15 protein-coding genes are annotated in these 25440 nt (G+C 35.5%); 9 read left to right on the top strand and 6 right to left on the bottom strand.

Annotated features, from left to right (window positions below):
• Positions 1-27 precede the first annotated feature (27 nt).
• The 4 genes from tamL to E0W73_RS09690 form a co-directional block, all read right to left on the bottom strand.
• Positions 28-2346 (bottom strand): translocation and assembly module lipoprotein TamL, encoded by a 2319-nt coding sequence (tamL, locus tag E0W73_RS09670; protein WP_135221874.1) that lies wholly within the window; start codon positions 2344-2346, stop codon positions 28-30.
• On the bottom strand, positions 2330-7429 hold the full coding sequence (locus tag E0W73_RS09675) for a translocation/assembly module TamB domain-containing protein (RefSeq protein ID WP_135221875.1): 5100 nt from the start codon (positions 7427-7429) through the stop codon (positions 2330-2332). The genes tamL and E0W73_RS09675 overlap by 17 nt, the downstream gene beginning before the upstream one ends.
• A 286-nt stretch (positions 7430-7715) precedes the next feature.
• Positions 7716-8672 carry a GSCFA domain-containing protein gene (locus E0W73_RS09685; RefSeq protein WP_135221876.1) on the bottom strand — a complete coding sequence of 319 codons (957 nt, stop codon included), beginning with the start codon at positions 8670-8672 and terminating at the stop codon, positions 7716-7718.
• A gap of 89 nt (positions 8673-8761) precedes the next feature.
• Positions 8762-9502: a hypothetical protein gene (locus tag E0W73_RS09690; RefSeq protein WP_135221877.1), complete on the bottom strand. Its 741-nt coding sequence runs from the start codon at positions 9500-9502 to the stop codon at positions 8762-8764.
• 257 nt (positions 9503-9759) lie between these two features.
• On the opposite strand from E0W73_RS09690, the gene E0W73_RS09695 reads away from it, so the two are divergent.
• Entirely contained in the window at positions 9760-11505 is a 1746-nt protein-coding gene (locus E0W73_RS09695) for an ABC transporter ATP-binding protein (RefSeq protein WP_135221878.1), read from the top strand.
• Positions 11506-11982: 477 nt separating this feature from the next.
• Here E0W73_RS09695 and alaS read toward each other — a convergent pair whose 3' ends face one another.
• On the bottom strand, positions 11983-14619 hold the full coding sequence (alaS, locus tag E0W73_RS09700) for an alanine--tRNA ligase (RefSeq protein ID WP_135221879.1): 2637 nt from the start codon (positions 14617-14619) through the stop codon (positions 11983-11985).
• A 277-nt stretch (positions 14620-14896) separates the two neighbouring features.
• Here alaS and E0W73_RS09705 point away from each other — a divergent pair, with 277 nt between their 5' ends.
• The 8 genes from E0W73_RS09705 to E0W73_RS09740 all read left to right on the top strand — a co-directional run bounded on the left by E0W73_RS09705 (position 14897) and on the right by E0W73_RS09740 (position 22417).
• Positions 14897-15874: a peptidoglycan DD-metalloendopeptidase family protein gene (locus E0W73_RS09705; RefSeq protein WP_135221880.1), complete on the top strand. Its 978-nt coding sequence runs from the start codon at positions 14897-14899 to the stop codon at positions 15872-15874.
• A gap of 49 nt (positions 15875-15923) precedes the next feature.
• The gene (locus tag E0W73_RS09710) at positions 15924-16256 is read left to right on the top strand and encodes a MerR family transcriptional regulator (protein ID WP_091492704.1); all 333 of its coding nucleotides are present in this window, start codon (positions 15924-15926) and stop codon (positions 16254-16256) included.
• A gap of 33 nt (positions 16257-16289) precedes the next feature.
• Positions 16290-16874 (top strand): LemA family protein, encoded by a 585-nt coding sequence (locus tag E0W73_RS09715; RefSeq protein ID WP_135221881.1) that lies wholly within the window; start codon positions 16290-16292, stop codon positions 16872-16874.
• A gap of 71 nt (positions 16875-16945) precedes the next feature.
• Positions 16946-17383 (top strand): TPM domain-containing protein, encoded by a 438-nt coding sequence (locus E0W73_RS09720; protein WP_135221882.1) that lies wholly within the window; start codon positions 16946-16948, stop codon positions 17381-17383.
• A 4-nt stretch (positions 17384-17387) separates the two neighbouring features.
• Positions 17388-18215: a TPM domain-containing protein gene (locus E0W73_RS09725; RefSeq protein WP_135221883.1), complete on the top strand. Its 828-nt coding sequence runs from the start codon at positions 17388-17390 to the stop codon at positions 18213-18215.
• Between the two features lie 94 nt (positions 18216-18309).
• Positions 18310-18723 (top strand): RrF2 family transcriptional regulator, encoded by a 414-nt coding sequence (locus tag E0W73_RS09730; protein ID WP_135221884.1) that lies wholly within the window; start codon positions 18310-18312, stop codon positions 18721-18723.
• A gap of 248 nt (positions 18724-18971) precedes the next feature.
• Positions 18972-21518: a TonB-dependent receptor gene (locus E0W73_RS09735; RefSeq protein WP_135221885.1), complete on the top strand. Its 2547-nt coding sequence runs from the start codon at positions 18972-18974 to the stop codon at positions 21516-21518.
• Between the two features lie 155 nt (positions 21519-21673).
• Positions 21674-22417, top strand: coding sequence for a DUF2490 domain-containing protein (locus tag E0W73_RS09740; RefSeq protein WP_244248461.1), 744 nt, complete (start codon positions 21674-21676; stop codon positions 22415-22417).
• Between the two features lie 123 nt (positions 22418-22540).
• On the opposite strand, the gene E0W73_RS09745 is transcribed toward E0W73_RS09740, so the two are convergent.
• Entirely contained in the window at positions 22541-25306 is a 2766-nt protein-coding gene (locus E0W73_RS09745; RefSeq protein ID WP_135221886.1) for an outer membrane beta-barrel protein, read from the bottom strand.
• Between the last annotated feature and the right edge of the window lie 134 nt (positions 25307-25440).

Here is a 25440-nt window from a genome sequence, read left to right on the forward strand (position 1 = left end):
ATTCGTGAAATTCGTGGCTAACAAAACCTAGAACGGATAGCCAATAGCAATATTCAGTATCAAATTGTCTTTTCGCCAGGAACTGCTTCCGAAATTAATATCATCAATAACCCATCTTTGTCCATCAGGCAATGAAGGATTTCTAAGCGGAATAGCCAAATCTGTTCTTAGAATTAAGAAAGATAAATCAAAACGAAGACCTACTCCCGCACCAACTGCAATCTCTTTCATAAAATCTTTTGAGATTTCAGCTCCTGGTTTGTTGGGATCGGCATTCAAAAGCCAGATATTACCGGCATCCAAAAACACGGCTCCCCGTACAACGCTGAAAAGTTTGGCTCTGTATTCTGTATTAAATTCCAATTTCAAATCGGCTGATTGGTCTGGTGTATAACTAATATTTGTTGTCGTTTCTGGAATCACATAACTTCCAGGACCTAAAGTTCTTGCTCTAAAAGCACGAATACTATTCGTTCCACCCACAACAAATTGTTTTGACGTTGGCATCACGTTCGAATTTCCGTAAGCAAATCCGGCACCAACGATTAATCGGCTGGCGAGTTCACTTTCTTTTCCTAGTTTTAGATAATGTCTGAAATCGGTTTTAATTTTTACATATTGGCTAAACGGAACATCAAATATTGTTTTAACCTTATCCGGATAATCAGCACCAGTTACTAGACCAGTAATATTTCCTGCCAAATCCAATTCACCGTTAAAATAGATTGTATTTTTTCGGCGTTTCTGCATGGTATTGGTGTAGGTATAATTGTAGGTTGGCCCGAAAATTAACTGCTTTTCGATTACTCTTGCTAAAGCCGGATCTTGTTGAATATCTTCTAAATATTCGTCCGTAACATGATTCGGACTTACATACGTCACATCGATTACATTCAATTGATGTTCTTTACGAATATTTTCTTTCCACAAATAACCAAAAGAAGTATTAAAAGAGTTTAGTGCATATAACTGCGTTCGTTTTTGATATTCATAACGAAGCGCTACTTTGGTTCTTGGTACATATTCACTGTTGCCTTCAATATTAAAAGGCGTAATAAATCTTGGCCAAGTCAAACTGACTTCCCCTCCAAGTCTATAAATATTCTTTCCTTTATTGGCACCACCCAACTGGAAATCGGCTCCTCCAAAAATAGATGCTGTAAACAATTCTGCGCCACCAAGGAAATTTCTATTATTCCAGTTCAAATTTACTTCAGAACCCGTATAACTTGCAGAATTCGTTTTACCCAAAACCTCAACACGAATAAACTTTTTTGGCAAAAGCGTTAGGTAATAATACGAATCCAACGCATTGTCGATGCTATCCGATGGCTTAAATTCATTTTTAACAAAGCTGAAAGTTCCGAGATTTACAAAACGGTTCAAAGTCAGATTGTGGTCTTTTCTGTTGTACAAATCTCCTTTTTTGAAATAAATTGTTCTGTCGTAAACTCTTGGTTTAAAAGTCTCAGCAGTATCAATAATCGTAAAATCCTTATACTGGGTAATATTCTTTTTTCTATAAACCATACTATCGTTTGCCAGAGAATAATTCGGATACACAAAAATGTTGTTTATAGTATAAGCCCTTAACGCTTTTGCTGGCGTTTCATCTTTAATAACGAGTCTAATTTTTACCTCATGATCACCTTTACTGCTATCTACTTTTGCCAAAAGGTAATCAGGATTAAAATAATAATACCCTTTTTCTTTAAGTCTAGCATCGATACGTTCTCTTTCTGCTTTTATGACATCCAAATCATAAGGATTTCCCACTTTCAACAAACTGCGTCGGCTGGATCTTGCTATAATTTTTGACATTTTTAAAGAATCATCCGGAAAAGTCACGCTTTTAATAATGTATTGTTTTTTTGGAACAACGGTATATTCTGCAGTCACTCTCTTATTTCTTACCGTAGAATCGGCGCTGACACGAGTTTTGAAATATCCTCTGTTTTCTGCGAAATTTCGTAAAACCGAAGCATTATAATCTAAATCGACTTTACTAAAAAGCACTGGTTCTTCTCCGACTTTAGTACGAAGCCAATGTCTAAATCCTTTTTCTTTTTTGGGTTCACCTGCAATATTATAAAACCATAATTTTGGGCGCAGGCCTAGAAAAGTTTTATTTGGTTTTGGGCGAAGAAGTCCTTTAAGCTCGGTTTCAAGCGCTTTTCTATCTTTCTTTTTCATGATAGAATCTTTCACTTTTACCGAACCTCCTGTGTAAAGCAAATCGCCTTCTGGAAGATATTTTGTATTACTGCATCCGAAAACAAAAAACAGGGACATCAGTACAAAATACTTTATAAAATGATTTTTTATTTGATTATGTTTTTTGCTCATTTCCTTCAATTTGATTTTCCTGCAATTCCTTCTTTTCTTGCTCTTCCTTTTTTTTCTGTTTTTCTTTTTCTTTTCGAAGCTTTTCTTCTCGGATCAATTCTTTTTCTTTTTCGGAACGATGGAAAAGCTCTCTAAATTTGTTGTAACTCATCGTGATGATAAAAGCGACACCTGTCTCGACCACCTGTCCTTCTACCGCGACTTGATATTGATTTTTTCTGTAAGCACGAACAATGTATCGACCGTCTTTTGTTAATTGATAATCTAGAGCGACATCTCCGGCAATATTGGTACTTTCTTCATTGGCGCGTTCTGCACCTTCTACGCCAAAACTGCTTCCTACGGTTACTTTTAATCGGTCATCCAACAGCTTTTTAGAAACTTCTACATTCAGATCGGTTCTGTTTTGCATCGTTCCTGTAGTATAATCTTCGGTTGACTCCAAATCGAAATTTACCTCAAATCCAGAAATAAGCTGCCCAGCCAGATTATTCAATTGCTGCGAAAGTATTTTGCTCACGCTTTGTCTTGCAAAAGATTCAGCATTAACGCCGCCACTTTCGCTTGCAAAAGGATTTTCACCCACAAATCGGTTTAATAACAAAAGGGCAAAAACCTGCTTGTTTAATTCTGCTGGATCTTGTTCTAATTGTTTCAATTTGGTTTGTGTCAATTCAACAACATCTGAAGAAACATTATAATTTCCTTCTGGCAATACGATTCCAAACGAGATTTCTGGTTTCATCAATTCCCCATTCATTTTCAGTAACGTCTGAAATGGCAATTTTTGTTTATAGGTGTTTTGCTCAGCCTGTTCCTTTCCTGATAACTGATTTCCAAGCAAATCAATTGGTGCGGCATTTACTTTATAAACCGCCGTTATATTTACATTAGCCATTGTCGGCTCACCATTCCAGGTAATAAAACTGCCTTTCTGCAAATCGAATTTTCTTCTGATACCGTTAAAATTCATTTCGTACGCACCTTCATTAAACTCATATTTCCCTGTTAAAGTAGTTTTTCCCGATTGATCGATTCCTCCCACAAGTTCTGCCTCGCCTTTCAGTTTTAAATAATCCCCGTTTCCTTTATCAATAATCAGATTCAGTTCGGCTTCTTTGTCTATTGTTATGGCAACATTTACATTCATTCCTTTCAATTCAGATTGGTTGAGTGTATTTTGCATTTCAACTGTCTGCTTCAGATACATATTGTCTTCATCAACAAATTCTACGATTCCCTCACGATCCGCTATGGAAGGATCTGATTGCGGCAATACTACCGAAAACTTGGTTTCTTTATTGATTTTGATGGTTCCGTCTATTACAGGGCTATCCAAATCTCCTTTGATGTTTAATTTGGTATCCAGAAACAAGTCGCCATAAAACAAATCATTGTCTGCGGCTTTTGAATTTATGGCTCTAAAATCGTTGGCTTCAACCAATAAATTAAAATTGAATTTCGTAAAATCAGGCGACTGAATAGTTCCGTCTACAAATAATTCATTATCATTTTCGTCTAAAAGTGAAAATTTATCAAATGAAATTGTTCCTTCATTAAAAGAAATTTTCTCGTTTTTAACCTTGAAATACGAATTGAGCTGTGTTACCCTGAAAGCGGCATCGTTAAAATTAAGTTCACCATTGATTTTTGGTGCAGAAGTGTTTCCTGTAATCTTAAAGTTTCCAGACAAATATCCGCTCCCGTCTTCGATATTGTCCATGCTAAATCCCTGAATACTTTTAATATTCAGCTTGTTGATGTCTACATCAAAATCAAAAGTTCCTGCATCAAGTTGATAATCTCCCGTAAGTTTTAAATCATTTCCTTCGTCGCTTAAAACAACGTCTGCAGCAAGCGTATTAGCGGTTTTATTATCAACTTTTATTTCTAGGTCACCCACTTTTTCGCCTTTAAAAGCAAAATCATCAATTTTTAAATCTGAGGTAAAAGTTGGGTTCGTCATGACATTTTCGACCAAAGCGTTTCCGTTGATCAAACCTTGCATCAGCAATTTGTCTTTTTTGACAATATTTAATATCGTTTCTATTTTAAAATTCACAAAATCAACCTGCATCGGCGCATTATTCTGATCTCCCTGCGACTGAATTTTGAGTTCATTTCCGGCATTATCCAGATAAAACTTGTTGATGTAAAGCCTTTTGTCTCCAAACTCAACAGCGTTTTCAGGGTCGATGTTCCATTTTTCATAATTTAAAACAAAAGACTCGGCATCTATTTTAAAAATGTTTTTTGAATTCTCGTGCGCCAGATTACCAGCGATATAATACTGTTGATTTTCTTTGGCATCTTGCACTTCTAAAGCATACGTCAAAATATTATTCTGAACATTTCCGGACAAACTCGTAAACGGAATTTTCATAGAACCGCTTTCGATTCCTGCTACAGAAACTAGATATTCGAGAGCATTTTCTTTGGCTTCGATAATTATTCTTCCGTCAGAAATTGTGTTGTCTGCATATACGATTCTCGGGATCGTTCCTTTAACCTGCAAAGAGTCGGTTTGGCTATTGTAATTTCCAGTTATGGTAAAAGGTTCTAAACCTGTTAACTTTGGAAGCAGTTTAAACAAAATTGAATCATTGTCTACCTTTAGCGTAAACGCAAGACGCTGTTCATCTGCTTCTGAATTTACTTTTGGATTCTGAAGATCAATATATTTGGAAAGCGATTTCTGTATCGAATTTGCCAAGGTGGTCAACTTGTATTTTCCGCTTACCTCTGCTTTTAAAAATTGAGACGAAATCTTAATCGAATTGCTGTCTTTATCTGCGAAGGCAAAAACACGAATCGAGTCTAGAACAATTGGTTCTGCCTCTTTCAAAATCTGAATGTTGGACAGAAATACTTTTCCGTTCAAGAAATCGGGGTTGCTGTTGGCAATATCAGCGTCAACATTCCCGCGCAATTTCATCGGGCCGGCATGTAGGTTCAATTTTTCTAAATCGGCTATATCCAGATTGAGTTTTAGTTTTACAGTAGGATATTTGTCTTTTGTATCGCCGCTGGCCGTTAAATCAAAATTAAGATTCGGATCTTTCATTCCCGATTTTACCGCAAAAGATCCATTTTCGATATTTCCTTTTAAATTTAAATCTCTGTAGGTATAGCGATTAAAAACGACTTTCTGTACTACACCATCAATCGCTGCATTTGCCGTTTTTGGATCTAATCCGTTTCCTTTGACTTTCGCATTAAGCGTAATTTTTCCAATCGAATCGTTTTTGATTACCTTTCCAAGGTCAAAATCTGTTAAACTGACCGTGGCATCGTATTTTTCTCTTTTTTTAACTCGTTGGTCAAATAGCGCATCGACTTTTGCATTTCCGAAACTGCTGTTTAAGGCTAGGTTGGTTTTGAAATTCTGTACCGAACCTTTAAATTTTCCGTTTACATTTAATTGAGAAGGCAATTGAATATTTTTCGGAATTGTTCCTGACGGCACAAACGAATTAATGTCTTTCGACGTGCTCGAAATCTTCTTGATATCTAGGTCATAATAGGCTTTTTGCGCATCTGGAAGTCCTTTAATCTTCCCCGAAAGGGAAACTTTTGTCGTGCCGATTCCGCTCATTTCAAATCTCGAAATATTCAAGTCTTTTACTTTTCCGTTTACACGGCTATCAACATACAAGATCGCATTCGGATTATCCTTAAACGGATTGGTTTGCTGCAAATTCGGAACAAACAAAAGAATATCCTTAAATCCGATTTTAGATTCTTTCAAATTGGCATCGATTGCAAGATTCCCCAAATCTTTCTGAAGCGAAGCAAGTGACTGGTATGAGGCTGTAACTTTGTCTTTGACCAATGTCTGCGGGGTTCTCAAATACAGATTATCTAAAGAAGCATTTTTAGGGCCGTAAAAGAAATTGGTTTTTAATGACTGAAGCTGGAGACCGCTTTTTTCGTTTACCGTGAGTGCCTGAATATTTCCAGAAATGGTATCGTTTCCGTAATAGAGTTTTTCGGCTTTAAAATTAAATTTGCTAAGGTCTAAGTGTTTGTAATCGATTCCTTTTGAAACTGGTTTCGACTGCATATCATCAAATTTGAAGTCAATATCACTTAGTTCGGTTTGGTTTAGTTTTACCTTCCAACCTGCTTGTTTTATTGCTGCGGTGTCGAGGCTTGGTGCCTGAATCTGCTTATCTTTTGCACCCAGACGTAAATTTCCTTTAAGATTTTTAACTTCAAAAGTATCAAAATCCAAAAGCTGTTTAGTAAGATCGATCTCATTTACTGTTAAATTTAAGTTTCCTAATCGGATTCCGGAATCTAATCTGGAATCTTTATTGTCATATGCAATATCAATTTTTGATAAAGCAATTTTTCCGAGTTTTAATTTAAAATCTTTTCTTTTCGAAATGGTGTCTACAGTCTCTACCGATACTACTGCAATTTTTTCGACAACATCTTGATTCAAAACCAGTTTCAAACCATCAAGATTGATATTCGGAATATTAAAATCCATATTATCCAAATCAAAATTGTTGAATTTCGTATCAAAGTGCGTCAGTTTTACGCGAATATCATTTTTCGAATAATCATCTTTAAAATTGAAATTGATTTTATCAAGATTGACTTTTACAACCGAAATTTTAAAAGGTTTGCTGTCTGGATCTTCTTTTTTGGGTTCTTTCGATTCAAATGCTTTTATAATGTAATCAAAATTAAAAACCCCATCTTTGTTTCTTGAAATATTGGCTGTAGTATTCTCTAAAGAAACCGAATTGATTTCGAGTTCGCTGCTCACCAGTTTAAAAAGATCGACATCTACTTCTAGACGTTTTCCTGCCAGCAGCGTGTCTTTTTTCTGGTCTTCGAAATAAAAACCTTCAAGCACTACATCTTTTGGGAATTTAATCGAAATATGGTCTAATGCAACCTTTGTTTTTATTTTATTATGAAGATAAGAAACGGCTTTGTTCTTGGCGAAATTTTGAATTGACGGAATCTGAATTAAGATGATCAGCAGTAATAAAAGTGCGATAACAGAACCTACGCACCACAAAAGTATACGAATTGTTTTTTTAAGAAAATAAACAGGTTTCTTATTCATACGCCAATAAAACACAAGATTAGATTGCTTCTTAAAAAAGCAGGGTTACACATCTTACAAAAATGTAAAATTTAACTAGTAACAATTTACATAATTCTGCGCAATTATTCTAAAATTTTATTGTTGTTTTTGCCACGAAGGCGCTTCGGGGCGAAGTTTTGAGTTGGTTTTTCACAGATTGCACGAATTAACACAGATTAAAATTAAGCTAGGTTATTTATACTAATCCTTAAAATCTTTTTAATCTGTGGCTTTAAAAAAAAGCTCGCTAAGTGCGTAGAGATGATTAGAATTTAATATGTGGTAGTTTTTCTCCCAATCGATTTATCTTCTGCTGGAGTTTTGCTAAGAATTTTTGATGCTGTTCTGATTCGGGATTGAAACTTCTGTGACGAAGACTTTTCTGGATTTCGTCTACTTCTTTCATTATTGAAAATTCGGTTTCAGCAATATAATTCTCGCTGAAAAGCTTCCAGATATAATCAATAGCAATTTGATTGGGATGAAGCATATCTTCTCCATAAAAACGGTAGTCACGAAGTTCATCCATCATGATTTCGTATGAGGGAAAGTAGGCAGTGTTCCGTTTTGAGTGTTCAGTATTCAGAACGGAGTGTAAAGCCGTAAACAAATGTGATTTACTCAATTGATTTTCTACAAAACCATCTTTAATATGTCTGACAGGAGAAATGGTAAAAATGAAGTTGATATTCGGATTTAAAGCCTGAACTAAGTCCATTATGTTCTGAATGCTTTTCTGGATTATTTCTACCGATAACAATTCTTTTAAAAATTGTTTTTGTGGTACTTTATGGCAATTCGCCACAACTTCATTGCTTTCAGTACTTCTATAAATCCAAGAAGTTCCAAAAGTGATAATGAGATGCGTTGCCTCTTTTAGTTGTTTGTTTGTTTCTGAAATAGCTTTGTTAAGTGTTTCCAGCAACTCTTGTCGGTCGGCATTACTTAAATCAGAATGTACTTCAAAAGAATGCCAGCGTTCGTTGTGAAAAAAAACATCTTTTTCTCCAAATAAATCCTGATTGCAAATTCTTCGAAATAATTTCTCTATCGAAACCGGATTAAAGATAATCCCAAACGGATTGGTTTCGTTTTGAAATTTAAAATAATCAAATTTCTCCGCCATATTTTCTGCAAAACAAGACCCCATAGAAAGTATTTTCGAATGATAATCGATTGAAGTATTACTTTTCTGAATTGGTATTTGGGTTCTGAATTGCATTTTTAGCGTTTTAAGCAAATTTCGGTTATTTTTTAGAAACAAAAAAGCCAGAACTAATAGTTCTGGCTTCTTGATAATTGTATTTTTTATTAATAGAAATACTCTGTAGTTGTAGTTTCTCCCTCTTCGGTATCTACACTTTTTGTTGGGTAATTAGCCGCATTATAAGTAAAAACGTAAGTTGACGTTACTACGTTATTATCTGAATTCTTTTCAGAAATAATGTTATGCACCACTCCATCAGCATCGCTATCTTCAAAAGCAAGTTTATCCATTCCTAAAACATTTTTCATAGGATTGAATTTATCATCATGAGTAAAAGTCTTATTTGGACTGTAATCAGATGTTATTTTTACTACTTCTCCTTTATCAAAAAACACCTTAGACTCTCCATTAAGAGTGGTTTGTGTTTTATCATCTCCTCTGTAATTTTTTGCAGAAACAGTTCCGTCGGTATTGTAAGTATAAACCGTTTTAGAACCCAATTTATCTGTAGGTTCAGATCGAACAAAAACAGAGAGTCTTTTGTTTGAATCGTAAGTATAAGTGTTTACTTGCTCAAGAGTTCCGTTAGGAAGTTTAAATTCTATTTTGGTAATTAAGTCATCTGTGTAAGTATAATAAAGATTTACATCTCCGGAATCGTCAACCATACTAACAATTTTATTCCCGTTATAGGTATAAACTGTGGTAATTTTTTCGCCATCAGAATCTGTCAAAATTGTTTTTTTCAACAAAACAGCATCAGTTGATTCTGAAGAAGAGTCATCACTTGAACAAGAGGTCAATGACAGCGTCAAAGCTCCAAAAAGGAGTAAAAGTTTTTTCATTTTTTTTCAGGTTAAATTTATTGTTAATACAAACGTAATACTATCAAAAATCAAAACCTTACGGCATTCCACATTAACAAATACTTTTCTTTTTTTTATACTAAAATCTTAAAAAACAAACTTTGTATAAAAACAAAAATCATCAACTTTTACTAGAACTTAACAGCGTTAAAAAATTACATTTTTAATAACAAAAAACACAATCACAAACTAAAACAATTGCTTATTTTTGCATCTCCCATTTTTTTAAATCACTTATGAAATTACTTTATACTTACATCATCAAACATAAAATGCTCTTGTTTTTTGCTTTGATTATGGCCACAATCAATATCTGTTTCAGTTTATCAGATTCGATCATTACCGGAAAACTAATGCAAGACTGCGGTGTCGGAATCGCAAAATACAAAGGAAACGAAATCGGATTTATAAAATCTTTAGCATTCTGGCTTGGACTTTCACTCGGAGCGGCCATGATTTCCAGAATTACCAAAAACTTTCAGGATTATTTTACGAATGTTGTCATTCAGCGTACAGGAGCGCAGATGTACACAGACGGAATCAAAAAATCTCTTGACCTTCCGTATGCCGAATTTGAAGATCAGCGAAGCGGTGAAACCCTAAGCAAACTAACAAAAGTTAGAATCGATTCTGAAAAACTGATTACACTTTCGATTTCCTTAATTTTTCAGACCATTATCGGATTTGTATTTGTTATTGTCTATGTTGCACGAATCGATTTTCGCATCTCGATTATCTTTTTAATTACGGCTCCAATTATCGCTTTGGTAAGTTTGTATTTAGGAAAAAAAATCAAAATCGTTTCTCGTAAAATTGTAAATCAGACCAATGCATTGGCGGGTTCCACAACCGAGAGTTTACGAAATATCGAATTGGTAAAAAGCCTTGGATTAACCTATCAGGAAGAAAAACGTCTGAACCTGAATACATTTAAAATCCTGCAATTGGAATTACAGAAAATTCGTTTCATCAGAAGTTTGAGTTTTATTCAGGGAACAACGGTTCACTTTTTAAGAACGTGCGTTGTTTTTGCTTTGTATTATTTCTTATTCGGAGGAAAAATCATAGTGGGTGATTTACTTACAATGGTATTTTTTACGTTTTTTATTTTTGGTCCTTTACAGGAATTAGGAAACTTTATTATCGCCTTGAATGAAACAAAAGTTTCGATGGAAAATTTCAAAAATTTATTGAATGCCCCAAAGGAATTCCGTCCTAAAAATCCAAAACATATTGGCGCAATCCAGAAACTGCTTTTCACCAATGTGAGTTTCCAGCATAAAACAGCCAAATTCAAAGCCGTTGAAAACATCAATTTTGAAATCAAACAAGGACAAACTGTTGCTTTTGTCGGGCCATCTGGTTCCGGAAAAACAACTTTAGTGAAATTACTAGTCGGCTTATACACGCCCGCCGAGGGTCAGGTACTTTATAATGATATCGATTCTACTGATATTGATTTGCTTGATTTAAGAAAACAGCTCGGATTTGTAACACAGGATGCGCAATTATTTTCGGGAACAATACGCGAAAACTTACTTTTTGTTAAGCCAAATGCCACCGATGACGACTTATATGACGCGCTGAAACGTGCCAGCTGCGATAAACTTTTAAGACGCGCAGAAGACGGCTTAAATACCACAATCGGCGAAGGAGGAATAAAAGTTTCTGGTGGCGAAAAACAACGTTTGTCAATTGCCAGAGCCATTTTAAGAAATCCGAATTTATTGATTTTTGATGAAGCAACTTCTGCTCTGGATTCTATTACCGAAGAAGAGATTAATGACACTATTCGAAACATCTCAGACAAAAATAGAATCACGGTCTTAATCGCGCACCGATTGTCAACAGTAATGCACGCCGACAGGATTTTTGTTCTAGAACAAGGCAAAATCATCGAACAAGGCAAACACGAAGATTTGATTGTCGAGAAAGGATTGTATTACGCGATGTGGCGCCAGCAGATTGGGGAAAGAAAGTAAATTTTCTTTAGGTGCTAAGTTGCTGAGGCGCTAAGATTCTAAGTTTTTTATGAATTGCGTCCAGCTTTAGCTGGATGGATCATAATTTAAATTAAGGGCTTTAGCCAAACATGATAGTTTGGCTAAAGCCCTTTTCTAATTCTTTCCTTTTTTTCATCCAGCTAAAGCTGGACGCAATTGAATTAAATATTAAATGACATTATAATAACTTAAAATACTTTTTAGTAAGTACAAAAACAATCAATAAACGTACTATTTGTCATTTCGACGAAGGAGAAATCTCCACAAGAAGCTCGACAAAGATTATTGCCTTCGATTGCGGAGTTACTTGCGGAGATTTCTCCTTTCAGTCGAAATGACATAAAATGAGAAATCACTACAAACACAAAACCCGACAGGTTTTAAAAACCTATCGGGTCTGAATATGGATAATTCCAAAGAAAACTTAGAAGCTCAGCTCCTTAGCATCTTAGAAACTTATTTAACAAACTCAACTGCTTTAGAAAGCGCCTCGGCAATTCCTCCTGCATTTTTTCCTTTTCCAGAAGCGAAGAAAGGCTGTCCTCCTCCATTTCCTTCAATATATTTACCTAATTCTTTGATTACTGCATTTGCATTTAAGCCTTTGCTTGTAACCAATTCTTTTGAGATATAACAGTGAATGTTTGGCAGACCGTCTTCTACAGAAGCTAGAAACACAAAAGCATCTGGTTTCGAACTTCCTAAGGCAGAAGCCAAATCTTTTGTTGAAGCCATACTTAAATCTACCTGTTTGGCAAGGAAATTTACACCATTTACTTCCTCAAAATCATTTTCTAAAACAGTTTTCAGAGCGTTTACTTTTTCTTTTAACAATTGCTCAACTTGTTTTTTCAATTTCGCATTATCATCCTGAAGAGAAGCAACAGATTTTAAAATGTCTTGCGGGTTTTTAAGTGTTTCTTTTATTTCAGAAAGTGTATTTTCCTGATTTACATAGAAGTTTTTCACTGCATCTCCCGTAATTGCTTCGATACGACGAATTCCAGCTGCCACAGCACCTTCAGAAATAATCTTGAAATGCCAGATATCAGCAGTGTTTTTTACGTGAATACCACCGCACAATTCTTTACTGTCTCCAAACTCAATCATACGAACAGTATCTCCGTATTTTTCTCCAAATAAAGCCATTGCTCCTTTGTCTAATGCTTCTTGAATTGGAATATTTCTGTGTTCTACCAATTGCAATTGTGCTTCGATTTGAGCATTTACAGCAGCTTCAACTTTTTTGATTTCCTCATCAGAAACTTTGCTGAAATGCGAAAAGTCAAAACGCAGATAATTTGGGTTCACCAACGATCCTTTCTGCTCTACGTGTGTTCCTAAAATGTTTCTCAAAGCCAAGTGCATCAAGTGCGTAGCCGAGTGGTTTTTAGACGTCGATGTTCTTAGATCGGTATTTACTTTTGCGACAAAACCTGCCTCTAGATTTTCTGGAAGCTGTTTTGCAAAATGCAGAATCAAATTGTTTTCTTTCTTGGTATCAATAATTTCGATTGTTTCGTTTGCAGAAACCAATGTTCCCTTATCTCCTACTTGTCCTCCACCTTCTGGATAAAAAGGGGTATTGTCTAAAACAATTTGATACAAGATACCGTCTTTTTTAGAATCAACTTTTCTGATACGGGTAATTTTTACTTCATTTTCTGTCTTATCATAACCAACGAATGTTTCCACATTTCCAGGAATCAAAACAGACCAGTCTTCTGTAGAAACTTCAGAAGCCGCACGAGAACGCGCTTTTTGTTTTTGCAGTTCCGACTCAAATTCATCTTCATTATAAGAGAAACCTTTTTCTTTCAGAATCAAAGCGGTCAAATCTTTTGGAAATCCGAAGGTATCGTACAATTCAAAAACTTTAGTTCCTGAAACTTCTTTTCCAGATGTTTCGGCAACCACATTTTCCAACAATTGCAATCCTTGTTCTAGTGTCCTCAAGAAAGAAGCTTCTTCCTCACGAATTACATTGGTAACCAATTGTTGCTGCGATTTGATTTCTGGGAAAAATTCTCCCATTTGATCTGCCAAAACTTCCACCAATTTATTGATGAAAGGCTCTTTTGTACCCAAAAACGTAAATCCGTAACGAATTGCACGACGCAAAATTCTACGAATTACGTAACCTGCGCCCGTGTTAGACGGCAATTGTCCATCTGCAATTGCAAACGCAACCGCACGTACGTGATCTACCACAACACGAATCGCAATATTGGTTTTATCCTGCTCTTCGCTGATATTTTTAACTTCGTTTGAAATATATTTTAAACCTGTAATTTGTTCTAATTTTTCGATTAGAGGGGTAAAAACATCTGTATCATAGTTTGATGTTTTTCCTTGCAAAGCCATGCATAGACGCTCAAATCCCATTCCGGTATCTACGTGCTGTGCCGGAAGTTTTTCAAGAGATCCGTCTGCTTTACGGTTGAATTCCATAAATACGTTATTCCAGATTTCGATTACCTGCGGATGATCATTATTTACAAGGCTTTTACCCGAAACCTGTGCTTTTTCTTCTTCAGAACGCAAATCAACGTGAATCTCAGAACAAGGTCCGCACGGTCCTTGATCACCCATTTCCCAGAAATTGTCTTTTTTATTTCCGAGAATAATTCTGTCTTCGTCAATTAGCGTTTTCCAGATATCCCAAGCTTCTTGGTCAAACGGAACATTTTCTTCGGGATTTCCTTCAAAAACAGAAACATACAGATTTTCTTTTGGAATCTTATAAACTTCTGTAAGCAATGTCCAAGCCCAGTTGATTGCTTCTTTTTTGAAATAATCACCAAAAGACCAGTTGCCCAGCATTTCGAACATCGTATGGTGATAAGTGTCAAAACCTACATCTTCAAGGTCGTTATGTTTTCCTGAAACACGAAGACATTTTTGCGTATCGGCTATTCTTGGACTTTTTGGAGTTCCGTTACCTAAAAAATATTCTTTAAACTGGGCCATTCCCGAGTTATTAAACATTAAGGTCGGATCGTCTTTAAGAACGATAGGAGCCGATGGAACAATCAAGTGTCCATTGCTTTTAAAAAAGTCTAAAAATTGTTTACGTACGTCTTGTGATTTCATATTTAAATTAGAAAAATGTGTCTGTTTAATGTGTCAATTTGAAAATTAGACAATTAGATAAATGTTTCATTTGATGATGCGTTAAGTTTTTTATAATGAAATCAAAAAACTTATTATATAAACAATAAATTGTCTATTTTGCGCATTATCTAATGATAAAAATAGCCCCAATATCTAATCATTAATTCTTGTAAAAAAGCCACGTACAATTGAAACATTTAGCAACATTGTTCGTCTCACTTATTTTACAAGCTGCAAAAATAGCGTATTTTAAAATATGGCGAAAGTAAAATATTATTACGACTCAGAAAATCTGGCTTATACGAAAATAAAAACCAGAAAAAGAATAAAAGCAGGTTATGCATTATTGTTTTTACTGGCTTCTGCATTATTCGGATTTTTAGTTTTTGTTCTTTTAATCAACACGCCTTATTTCGAAACACCAAAAGATCGCTTGCAGGCACGTGAAATCGAAAATTTAAAGCTTCAATATGCTATCTTAAATAAAAAACTCGATGAAATTGACGAAGTTGCAGATGCTCTCGAAGAACGTGACAACAATATTTACAGAGTATATTTTAACAAAACCGAAATTCCGGATTCAATCAGAAAAGCAGGATTCAGGAATTCAGAAAAATACAAAACTCTTGAAGGATATAACAATTCTCAATTGGTTTTAAACACCACGAAACGAATTGACAAGCTTTCTAAACAACTGGCCATTCAATCAAAATCGTTAGATGAAATTTTGAAACTGGCCGGAGCCAAAGAAAATCTACTGCTTGCCATTCCGGCGATTCAGCCTGTGCAGAATGAGAATTTAAAGCGTGTAGCTTCTGGATTTGGATACAGGATTGATCCTTTCACGAAAGTGAGAAAAATGCATAACGGAATGGATTTTACCGCCAACACTGGCGCTCCAATCTACGCGACTGGCGACGGAGTTGTTGAGAGGGCAGATAATACAGCATCTGGTTACGGAAATCATGTCGTAATCAGGCATGGTTTTGGATACGAAAGCTTGTACGCCCATTTAAGCAAATACAATTGCAGACCAGGACAACGTGTGAAACGTGGTGATGTAATTGGTTATGTTGGAAGTACAGGAAGATCTGAAGGTCCGCATTGTCACTACGAAGTACATAAGGACGGAAAAGTCGTGAACCCGCTGAATTTTTACTACGGAAATATTTCGGCTGTAGAATATGTGGCTATTTCGCAGATGGCTAATCAAGAAAATCAATCATTAGATTAGTATTGTTAAAAAAATAGTATTTTTGAAATAAAATAGAAAAAAACAGATCATGCATATTGAACTTTCCAAAGACAAGAGATATTACAGCATTGGCGAAGTGGCCAAGGCTTTTAATGTCAATGCATCATTGATACGTTTTTGGGACAGCGAATTTGACATCCTCAAACCTAAAAAAAATGCCAAAGGAAACAGGATGTTTACGCCCGAAGACATTACAAACCTGCAGCTGATTTATCATTTGGTGAAAGAAAGAGGTTTTACGCTAGAAGGTGCTAAAATACATTTAAAAGAAGGTCAGAAGAAAACGTTAGATAAATTCGAAATAATACGTAAATTAGAATCGATAAAAACGCAATTGAACGACATTAAAAACGAATTGTAATTAAAAATTGAAATAAACTTAAATTAAACTAATATGAAAAAATGGTTAATCCCCGTAGGAATTATTGTAGCACTGATTGCGATAATTGCTTTTTGGTCAATTGGAATTAAAAATACAGCTTTACAGCATAGCCAAGCAGTAAACAAGGAATGGGGAAATGTACAGACAGCTTACCAAAGACGAAATGACCTTATCGGTAATTTAGTAAACACCGTAAAAGGAGCAGCTGACTTTGAAAAAGGAACATTGACCGCTGTAATCGAAGCACGTGCAAAAGCAACTTCTGTGACAATTGACCCAGCCAACGTTACACCAGAACAATTGGCTGCCTTTAATCAAGCTCAAAGCGGAGTATCTTCATCTTTATCTAGATTATTGGTTTCTGTGGAGCAATATCCGACCTTAAAAGCAAACGAGAATTTCTTGAAATTGCAGGACGAATTGGCAAGTACCGAAAACCAGATTTTAACTGCTAGAACTCGTTTTAATGAAGCTGTACAAGTTTACAACGGATATGTTTTAAAGATTCCGAACAACTGGTTCTTGAGCGAATACAAAGAAAAACCATATTTTGAAGCTTCTACAGGTGCAGATAAACCAGTTGAAGTAAAATTCTAAAAAAAGAATTAGATTAAAAACGTAACCGTTGGAAATCTAAAATCAACAATCTAAAACTCTAAAATTATAAAATGTCAAAAGTAGAAGATTTTTTAACCAAAGAAGAAGAGCAAGAAATTGTGAATGCCATCGTTGAGGCTGAAAAAAACACTTCGGGCGAAATTAGAGTACATATAGAAAAAACAACTTCTAAAGCTCATTTCGACAGAGCTTTAGAAGTTTTTCATGATTTAAAAATGGACGAAACCAGACTGCAGAACGGCGTATTGCTTTATTTTGCCGTAGAAGATCAAAACTTTGTAATCTGTGGTGATAAAGGAATCAACGATGTTGTGGCAGATGACTTTTGGAACTGTACCAAAGACATCATGGTGAACCATTTTAAAGCAGGAAACTTTAAACAGGGAATAGTAGACGGAATTCTGAATGCAGGAGAACAGCTAAAAAAATATTTCCCTTCTACAGAAGACGATACAAACGAACTATCTAACGAAATCTCAAAAGGATAAAAGAATGAAAAATTCCAAAAATAAAATCTCAAATTCCAATAGAATTTTTCAGTTTACCCTTTTGTTTATCGGATTTTTTACCTGCAATGTTATTTTTGCACAATTTGAAATTCCGAAAAAACCCAGTTTTCAAACTTCTGTTTACGATTACGCAAATGTCTTAAGCGCTTCTGAAAAAACGCAGTTGGAACAAAAGCTAATTCGTTATTCAGATTCGACCTCAACACAGATTGTAGTCATTACCATTGAAAGTCTAAAAGGCGAAGATGTAAGTCAGTTGGCGACAAAATGGGGACATACTTGGGGAATCGGCCAAGCAAAAGAAGACAATGGCGTAATTATTTTATTGGCTAAAGCCGAAAAGAAAATCGCTATTAATCCTGGATATGGTCTAGAAGATCGACTGACTGCCGGTATTGGCGGAACCATTATTCGTAATATTATAATTCCTGAGTTTAAGGCAGGAAGTTACTATAGAGGACTTGATAAAGGAGCCGACGCTCTTTTTGATGTATTTAAAGGAAAATACAAAGGCGAACGCAAAAAAAGCCAAGGACAAAGCTTTCCGATTTTGCCTTTCATCATAATTGTCGTTATTATATTAATTTTGCTGGCGCGAAATAAAAAAGGCGGCGGAAATTCAGGAAACAGCGGCGGAGGCGGTCCTAGCCTTCTAGACGTTATTATTTTGAGTAATCTTGGAAGAAGCAGTGGCGGATTTGGAGGTTTCGGCGGAGGATCATCTGGTGGAGGCTTTGGCGGAGGCGGAGGCTTCGGCGGTGGTTTTGGCGGAGGAGGTTTCTCAGGAGGTGGATCAAGCGGAAGCTGGTAAATTTATTTCGCTTCAAGTTTTTTATGTTTCAGGTTTGAAGTTTAGGTTTCAAGTTTAAAAAATCATACATTTACACTTTACAATTATTTAACAGATGTTATCGCATAAAGCAAAATACGCCCTTAAAGCTTTACTTTATTTAGCAGAACAAGACGAAAATCACATTTCTAGAACAGTGGAAATTGCTGACGGAGCCAATATACCCAAAAAGTTCTTAGAACAGATATTACTGGATCTAAAACGCGGTCGTTTTGTAAGCAGCAAACAAGGAAAATTTGGCGGTTATTATCTGATAAAATCAAAAAATGACATTACTTTGGCAGAAATTCACCGATTATTTGACGGTGCAATTGCACTTTTGCCATGCGCTTCCTTAAATTTTTATGAGCCTTGTTCAGACTGCAAAACCGAGTCTGAATGCAATCTGCGTCACGGTTTAATGCTGATTAGAGACAAGACTCTAAAGGCGATGGAAGGTATTACAATTGCCTCACTTGTAAAAAAATAAAAAATTTTTCTCTAATTCCTAGTAAATCGATAGAATTTATATATATATTTGCCAAAAAATATTTAACTAATCATTTACAAAATTTTAACCCCATGAAAGTAAAATCAAATTCATCAGGTGTCACAAATCTTTTGCAAAAACAAAATAAACAATTCACAACGGTGAAAACTGCATCTTCTATGATGTGTATGTGCTGGTAAAAAAATTTATTTTTAAACTCTACTAATCACATATACTTAATATAAAAAATGAAAACATCTATAAAAAATATCTTTACCATACTTGCAGTTTTAACCTTCTCAATTTCTTTTGCACAAAACATAGAGGGAGTTGTAATCAATAATGAAAACGTTCCACTAGAAGCGGCGAATGTCGTAATAAAAGGAACTACATTCAGCACAATAACAGATTCAGAAGGACGTTTTACTATTGATTCTCGAGGAAAATTACCCGTAACATTATTAGTGCAATACGTAGGCTATAAAACTGCTGAACTAGAAATCGGCGCTATCCCCGCCTCTCCTATCAACATTACGCTACATGAAGAAAACAAACTGGTTGAAGTAGTCGTGTCTTCAAGACGAAGAATCGAAAAGGTTCAGGATGTGCCAATCGCCGTATCGGTTGTAACTGGCAAACAGGCAGAACAGCAAGGCGCTTTTAACGTAAACCGCATTAAAGAATTAGTTCCATCAGTACAATTATACTCTTCTAACCCAAGAAATACCGGAATCAACATTAGAAGTTTGGGTTCTCCTTTCGGATTAACAAACGACGGTATCGATCCAGGAGTTGGATTTTATGTAGACGGAGTTTACTATGCACGTCCGGCTGCAACCACATTAGATTTTATCGATGTTGAACAAATCGAGGTTTTAAGAGGTCCTCAAGGTTCTTTATTCGGAAAAAACACTACTTCGGGAGCTTTTAACATTACTTCGCGCAAACCAAGTTTTACATCAGGAGCCGATTTTGAGGTGAGTTATGGTAACTATGCTTTTCTGCAGGCAAAAGCTTCTGTTACGGGAGCATTAGGAAAAAAAGTGGCTGGGCGTTTGTCTTTTTCAGGCACACAGCGTGACGGTTTAGTTGACAACGTTGCAACCGGAAGAGCCACCAACACGCTCAACAATCAAGGTTTTAGAGGACAATTGCTTTGGACGCCGACTCAAAACACCAATATCATTTTTTCTGGAGATTTAACTACACAGCGTCCTGACGGATATGCCCAAGTAATCGCAGGAGTAGCTCCGACACAAAGAGCAGCTTACAGACAATTTAACGCAATTATTGCCGATTTAAACTATCAGCTTCCAAGCCAGAATGCCTTTGATCGTAAAATAGACCAAGATACTCCTTGGCGTTCTGGACAAGATTTAGGAGGTATCTCTCTTAATATCGACACTAAAATTGGTGGCGGTACCCTTACCTCGACAACTGCATGGCGTTTTTGGAACTGGGATCCATCAAATGATAGAGATTTTACAGGATTACAGGTTTTGGCAAAATCTCAAAACCCAACAAGACAAACACAGGTTACACAAGAGGTTCGTTATGCTGGACAATTAACTTCAAAAATTAGTGGTGTTGCAGGAGTATTCTTTATTGATCAGACTTCTCAGACAGACGGTACAGAAGAATCAGGAAACGCACAATGGAGATTTTCTCAAAGCACAACAAGCAACTTATGGAAAACACCGGGATTATTTGAAGGATACGGAATTAAAACTGATGCAAGAATCAGAGCCTCTAGTGCGGCAGTGTTTGGACAATTGGACTGGGCCATTACAGAACGCCTGCATATTTTACCTGGTTTGAGATATAATTTTGACAAAAAGGATGCGCACTATGCTCGTACAACATACGGTGGTCTGCAGACGACCGATCCACAATTACTGGCTTTGAAAAAATTGGTGTATTCTGATCAAGCATTTGACTCAAGCACAGATAACACAGACTTTTCAGGAAACATTACTGTTAACTACAAAGCAACAGATAAAATCAACATTTACGGAACTTTTGCTAAAAGCTACAAACCAGTGGGTGTAAACGTAGCTGGTCTTCCTAATAACTCTGCTGGTCAACCCTTGCTTGAACTGGCGGTTATTAAACCAGAAAAAGTATACCATTACGAATTGGGAGTAAAAACATCACCATTCAAAAACTCAATATTCAACCTGACATTCTTTAACACAGAAATTAAAGATTTCCAGACCAACGTTCAGGCTGCAGAATTAGGTGTAAATCGAGGTTACCTAGCAAATGCTGATAAAGTTAGCGTAAAAGGAGTTGAATTAGACGCAAGCTTTTATGTAAGCGAACATTTAACCATCAACGGTGCAGCTACTTACACAGATGGTAAATATGATAAATTTACCAATGCGCCACTTCCTTTGGAAGAAACTGGAGCACCAGTATCTTTCAAAGATGTTTCAGGGTCTGCATTGCCAGGAGCTTCAAGATGGGCAGGATCTTTGGGAGGTGAACTTTCTGACAGAGCAAGATTTTTTGGAAACTCAGGAAAAATCTTCTTTGCTGCCGACGGATATGCGCGTTCTGAATTTTCTTCAAGCCCTTCGGCTTCAAAATATTTAGTAGTTCAAGGATATGCTATCTTTAATGCTCGTTTAGGTTTCCGCGCTTCGCAAGGTTTATCTATTCACATTTGGGGACGTAACCTTTTTGATAAAGATTATTATGAGCAGTTGCTTCCTGCTGGTGGAAATGCTGGACAGTATGCTGGTGTTCTTGGTGATCAAAGAACGTACGGAATTACATTTAAGTATTCGCTGTAAGCGGTTGGTTAGTTTTAGTTAGAAAACGAGATTCATTTTTTTAATGAATCTCGTTTTTCTTTTGAAACAAATCACAAAAAATATTCTAAAACAGTTTTTTACACTATCTGGAACTAATTTTGTTTGTATAAATTCGCAACCTGAATTTTACAGCGTTGAAAAAATCTTTTAAACTATTTCTTTTTACACTTCTCTTTGCCTACCAATTTTCAGCGGGGCAGAATCAAAAGAAAATCGACCATCAGACCTTGACTTGGATTCGGTATTACAATGTTTTGCCGCTGACCGAAAAGTGGGCGCTGCATTCGGAATTTGACAATAGGAGCTTTGTAAATCCAATTCACGAAAACCTTTTTGTCATCAGAATTCAAGGCCGATATCGTACCAGCAAAATTATAGAACTCGGAGGCGGATTTGCTTACTTTAACGTAAATACACAGAATCCGGACGCCGATCCTGATTATTCAATTCCCGAATACCGTACACAACAGGACATCACTTTTATTAATGACATTGCTAAAATTACCTTTCATAATCGCTTTCAATTGGAAGAACGCTTTATTCAAAAAGCGGACAAGAATGGGCTTTTAGACGAATTCTCCTTTGCATACCGATTTAGATACCGTCTGCAATCGACTTTTACACTTTGGGAAAAAGAGCAAAACAGTTTAAAAGGCACTATTTCTGATGAAATTTTATTCAATTACGGAAAAGACAACAAAAGAAATACTTTTGATCAAAACCGTATCTATGCTGCGTTACGCTATCATTTCACTCCTAATCTTGGTTTAGAATTGGGGTATCTCAAAAACTTCCAAAGACGTGCCAGCGGTGTCGATTTTTATGATCGAGATATTATCAGATTTACCGTTTATCATAGAATTAATCGTAAATTTTAGATTTTAGATTTTAGATTTTACTATAAAAAAAACAGCAAATTATAAATGATTTGCCGTTTTTTTATTTTTTGTCCCTTTGTCTCTTTGTCCCTTTGCTACTTTGCGACTTTAAAACTTTGAAACCTAAAACTCCCTCTGTCTTCCTCTTCCTCCCTTTTTCCCTTCAGAAAAGTTTCCGATTTTGTATGCCAAAGAAAACATTGCATATCTTCTTAGAACTGTATTTTCTTCATCTCGAATCGAGGTTGCGGTAATGGTTCTTGTTGCACTTAAATTTTGGTTCAAAACATCGTAAACTTTGACTTTCGCATAAAGTTTTTTATCTAAAAACCCATAAGACAAACTAGTGTTCCAAAGGAAAAAATCCTTTTTAAAGCCATCCGAAATGTTTGAATTGTATGTGTATCCAAAGTCATTTCCAAAAACTAAATTTTTCGGCCAGTATGTTGTAGTTTGCACATTAACTCTATGCACCACATTAGATGTCTGACCCAATAAATAATTTTCATATTTAGATTCACTGTATGACAAATTATACGATGGCGCAATGGTTAATACTTCTCCATAATCGTAAGACATATAAACTTTTGGAGTCACTCCGATTGATTTGGAATTATACAGAACATCATTGGTATATCCTTTATCAAAAGAATAATTTCCGCTTAAACCAACACCATATCGGAATATATGCGCATCTTTTTTAATCTGCTGATTCCAATTTGCTCCTGCAGAAAGATTGTAAACACCAGAAATATTTGTATAGGTAGTAAACTTTTGTCCGCTTGTATCAAAGCTTGAAATAGAAACAATATCATTATTATAGTAATCTCCTTTTAAATTAAAGCTGTAACCTGAACGAGATCTAAAATCATAATTCCTAAATTGGAAATTAACGCTGTTTTTTTCAACCGGTTTTAAATCTGGATTTCCAGTAATGGTATTTAATGGATTATTCAAATTTATAATCGGCATTAACTGATTGGCTGACGGTAATGCATTTGAATAATCATATTTGAATGATAGATTTTTAGAACGATTGAATTTATATCTTAATAAAGCAGTTGCAAAAGGGAGTGCATACTTTTTGCTTAAATCTGTCGCTGCATCTTGATAAAATGAATAATTATCAAACCTTACAATCGAAGTGCGGCTGTCTAGATTAATGGTAAATTTATTTTTTTGCAACGTAATTCCAACTTTTGGCGTAACCGAATTTTGAATTGAGCTTGTATAATTACTAAATCTTGAATCATAATCCGTATATTCCTGAGAAATTTCATTGAAATTATACGTTTTTTGATCGTTACTATTGCTCCTCCAATCTAAATCGGCACCAATTCTTATTCGTAATGAATCGGTTATTGGTTCGGTATACTCAATATCTGCCGAATAAGCATCACTTACAGCTCTCTTTTTTATGTTCTGATTTCTTGAATCATCAGGTCTATTTCCGACGTAGTAAATTGTCTCAGAAATATTCAATGCATTATTATCACTATCTGTATTATTGTTGGTAAAAACAAAACTTAAATTACGGGCCTTTTTATCAAAAGCTTTATTGAAATTTATCGAATTAGAAAAATTTGTATTTGTGCCTTCAGAAAAAGAACTTCCTTCGCTTTTATTTAGGGCATTCCCATTTTCATCTTCAGCAAAACTTGAAGATGACGAACGACCATTGGTTCTTGACTGATTTACTTTTGGTGCAAAAACAATTCGTGTTTTCGCATCTAATTTGTACTCTAACTCAAAATTGGCATTATTACCCGTATTTTCATTTCTTGACTTAGACTCACTTTGTGTTATATTATTTCCTGTAGGCTGAAAAATAACTTCATTCGATTTATTATCATTATTATTGACTGTATTCGAAAAATTGTAACTTCCCATCGCCAGTAATTTCTTAGTCCAGTCGTCAGAATAATTAAGACCGACTAAATTAGATTGCGTAATCCCTCTTCCGCTTCCGCCAGAAGTTGAACCTCCTCCTCTTCCGCTGCTATTTCGTCCTCCACCCATATTATCAAAAACATCATCCATAGAAAAACCGGTTGAATTGATATTATTGGAAGACGCCAGCAAACTTATTTTTTGCTGATTATTAAAATAATTCAGATTGATATTGGCTTCATAACGATCATCGGTACCGTAACCCCCCATAACTTTACCAAAATAACCTTTGTTCTTCTTTTCGTCGATTGTAATATTGATGCTCGAAAAATCGGAAGTCGACTCTTGTTTTGAAAGTTCTTCTTTTTTAGTTTTAAAATCTGAAACCTGAATTTTCTTGATGATATCTGCGGGAAGATTTTTGATTGCGATAGCTCCGTCTTTATCAAAAAAAGTTTTCCCGTTTACCAAAACTTGGTTGACCTCTCGCCCATTGACAGTTATTTTTCCGTCATTATCGACATCAAAGCCGGGAAGCTGTTTCAAAAGTGTTTCAACATTAGAGTCTGGACGGACTTTATAAGAAGCAGCATTAAATTCTAAAGTATCTTTTTTGATGGTAATTGGCGCGGCTTCGGTTTTAATTACAACATCATTTAATGCATTTACATTTTCTATTAAGTATAATTTCCCGAAGTCTTTGCTTTCTGTAAGGCCTTTGTATTCTTCGTAATAGGTTTGATATCCCATATAATTCACTTTTAGAAATACGGGTTTGTCGAACTTTTTGATGTTCATACGGAAAGCACCGTTTTTGTCTGTAGTAGCATATTCTATTACAGTAGAATCTTTTACGGTGGTAAAATAAACGGTGGCAAGTTCTAAAGGCAATTGTGTATTTACATCGAGAACTGTCCCTTTAACAGTAATATCGTTCTGTGCATTCGCAGTAAAAACGAAAAGAAAAAAAAGCGATAAAAATGAAATAAATTTGGTCATAAAATTAGGTTAGTTAGACTGGTTAGACTACAAAAAACAAAAAAGGTTTAATTGTAATTTTTACATTTATTCAAATAACGTGCCATTAAAAAATGAGCAAAAAAAAGTCCCCGTTATCTGGGGACCTTATTCTT

The organism is Flavobacterium foetidum (assembly GCF_004634245.1).
GTDB classification, from domain to species: domain Bacteria; phylum Bacteroidota; class Bacteroidia; order Flavobacteriales; family Flavobacteriaceae; genus Flavobacterium; species Flavobacterium foetidum.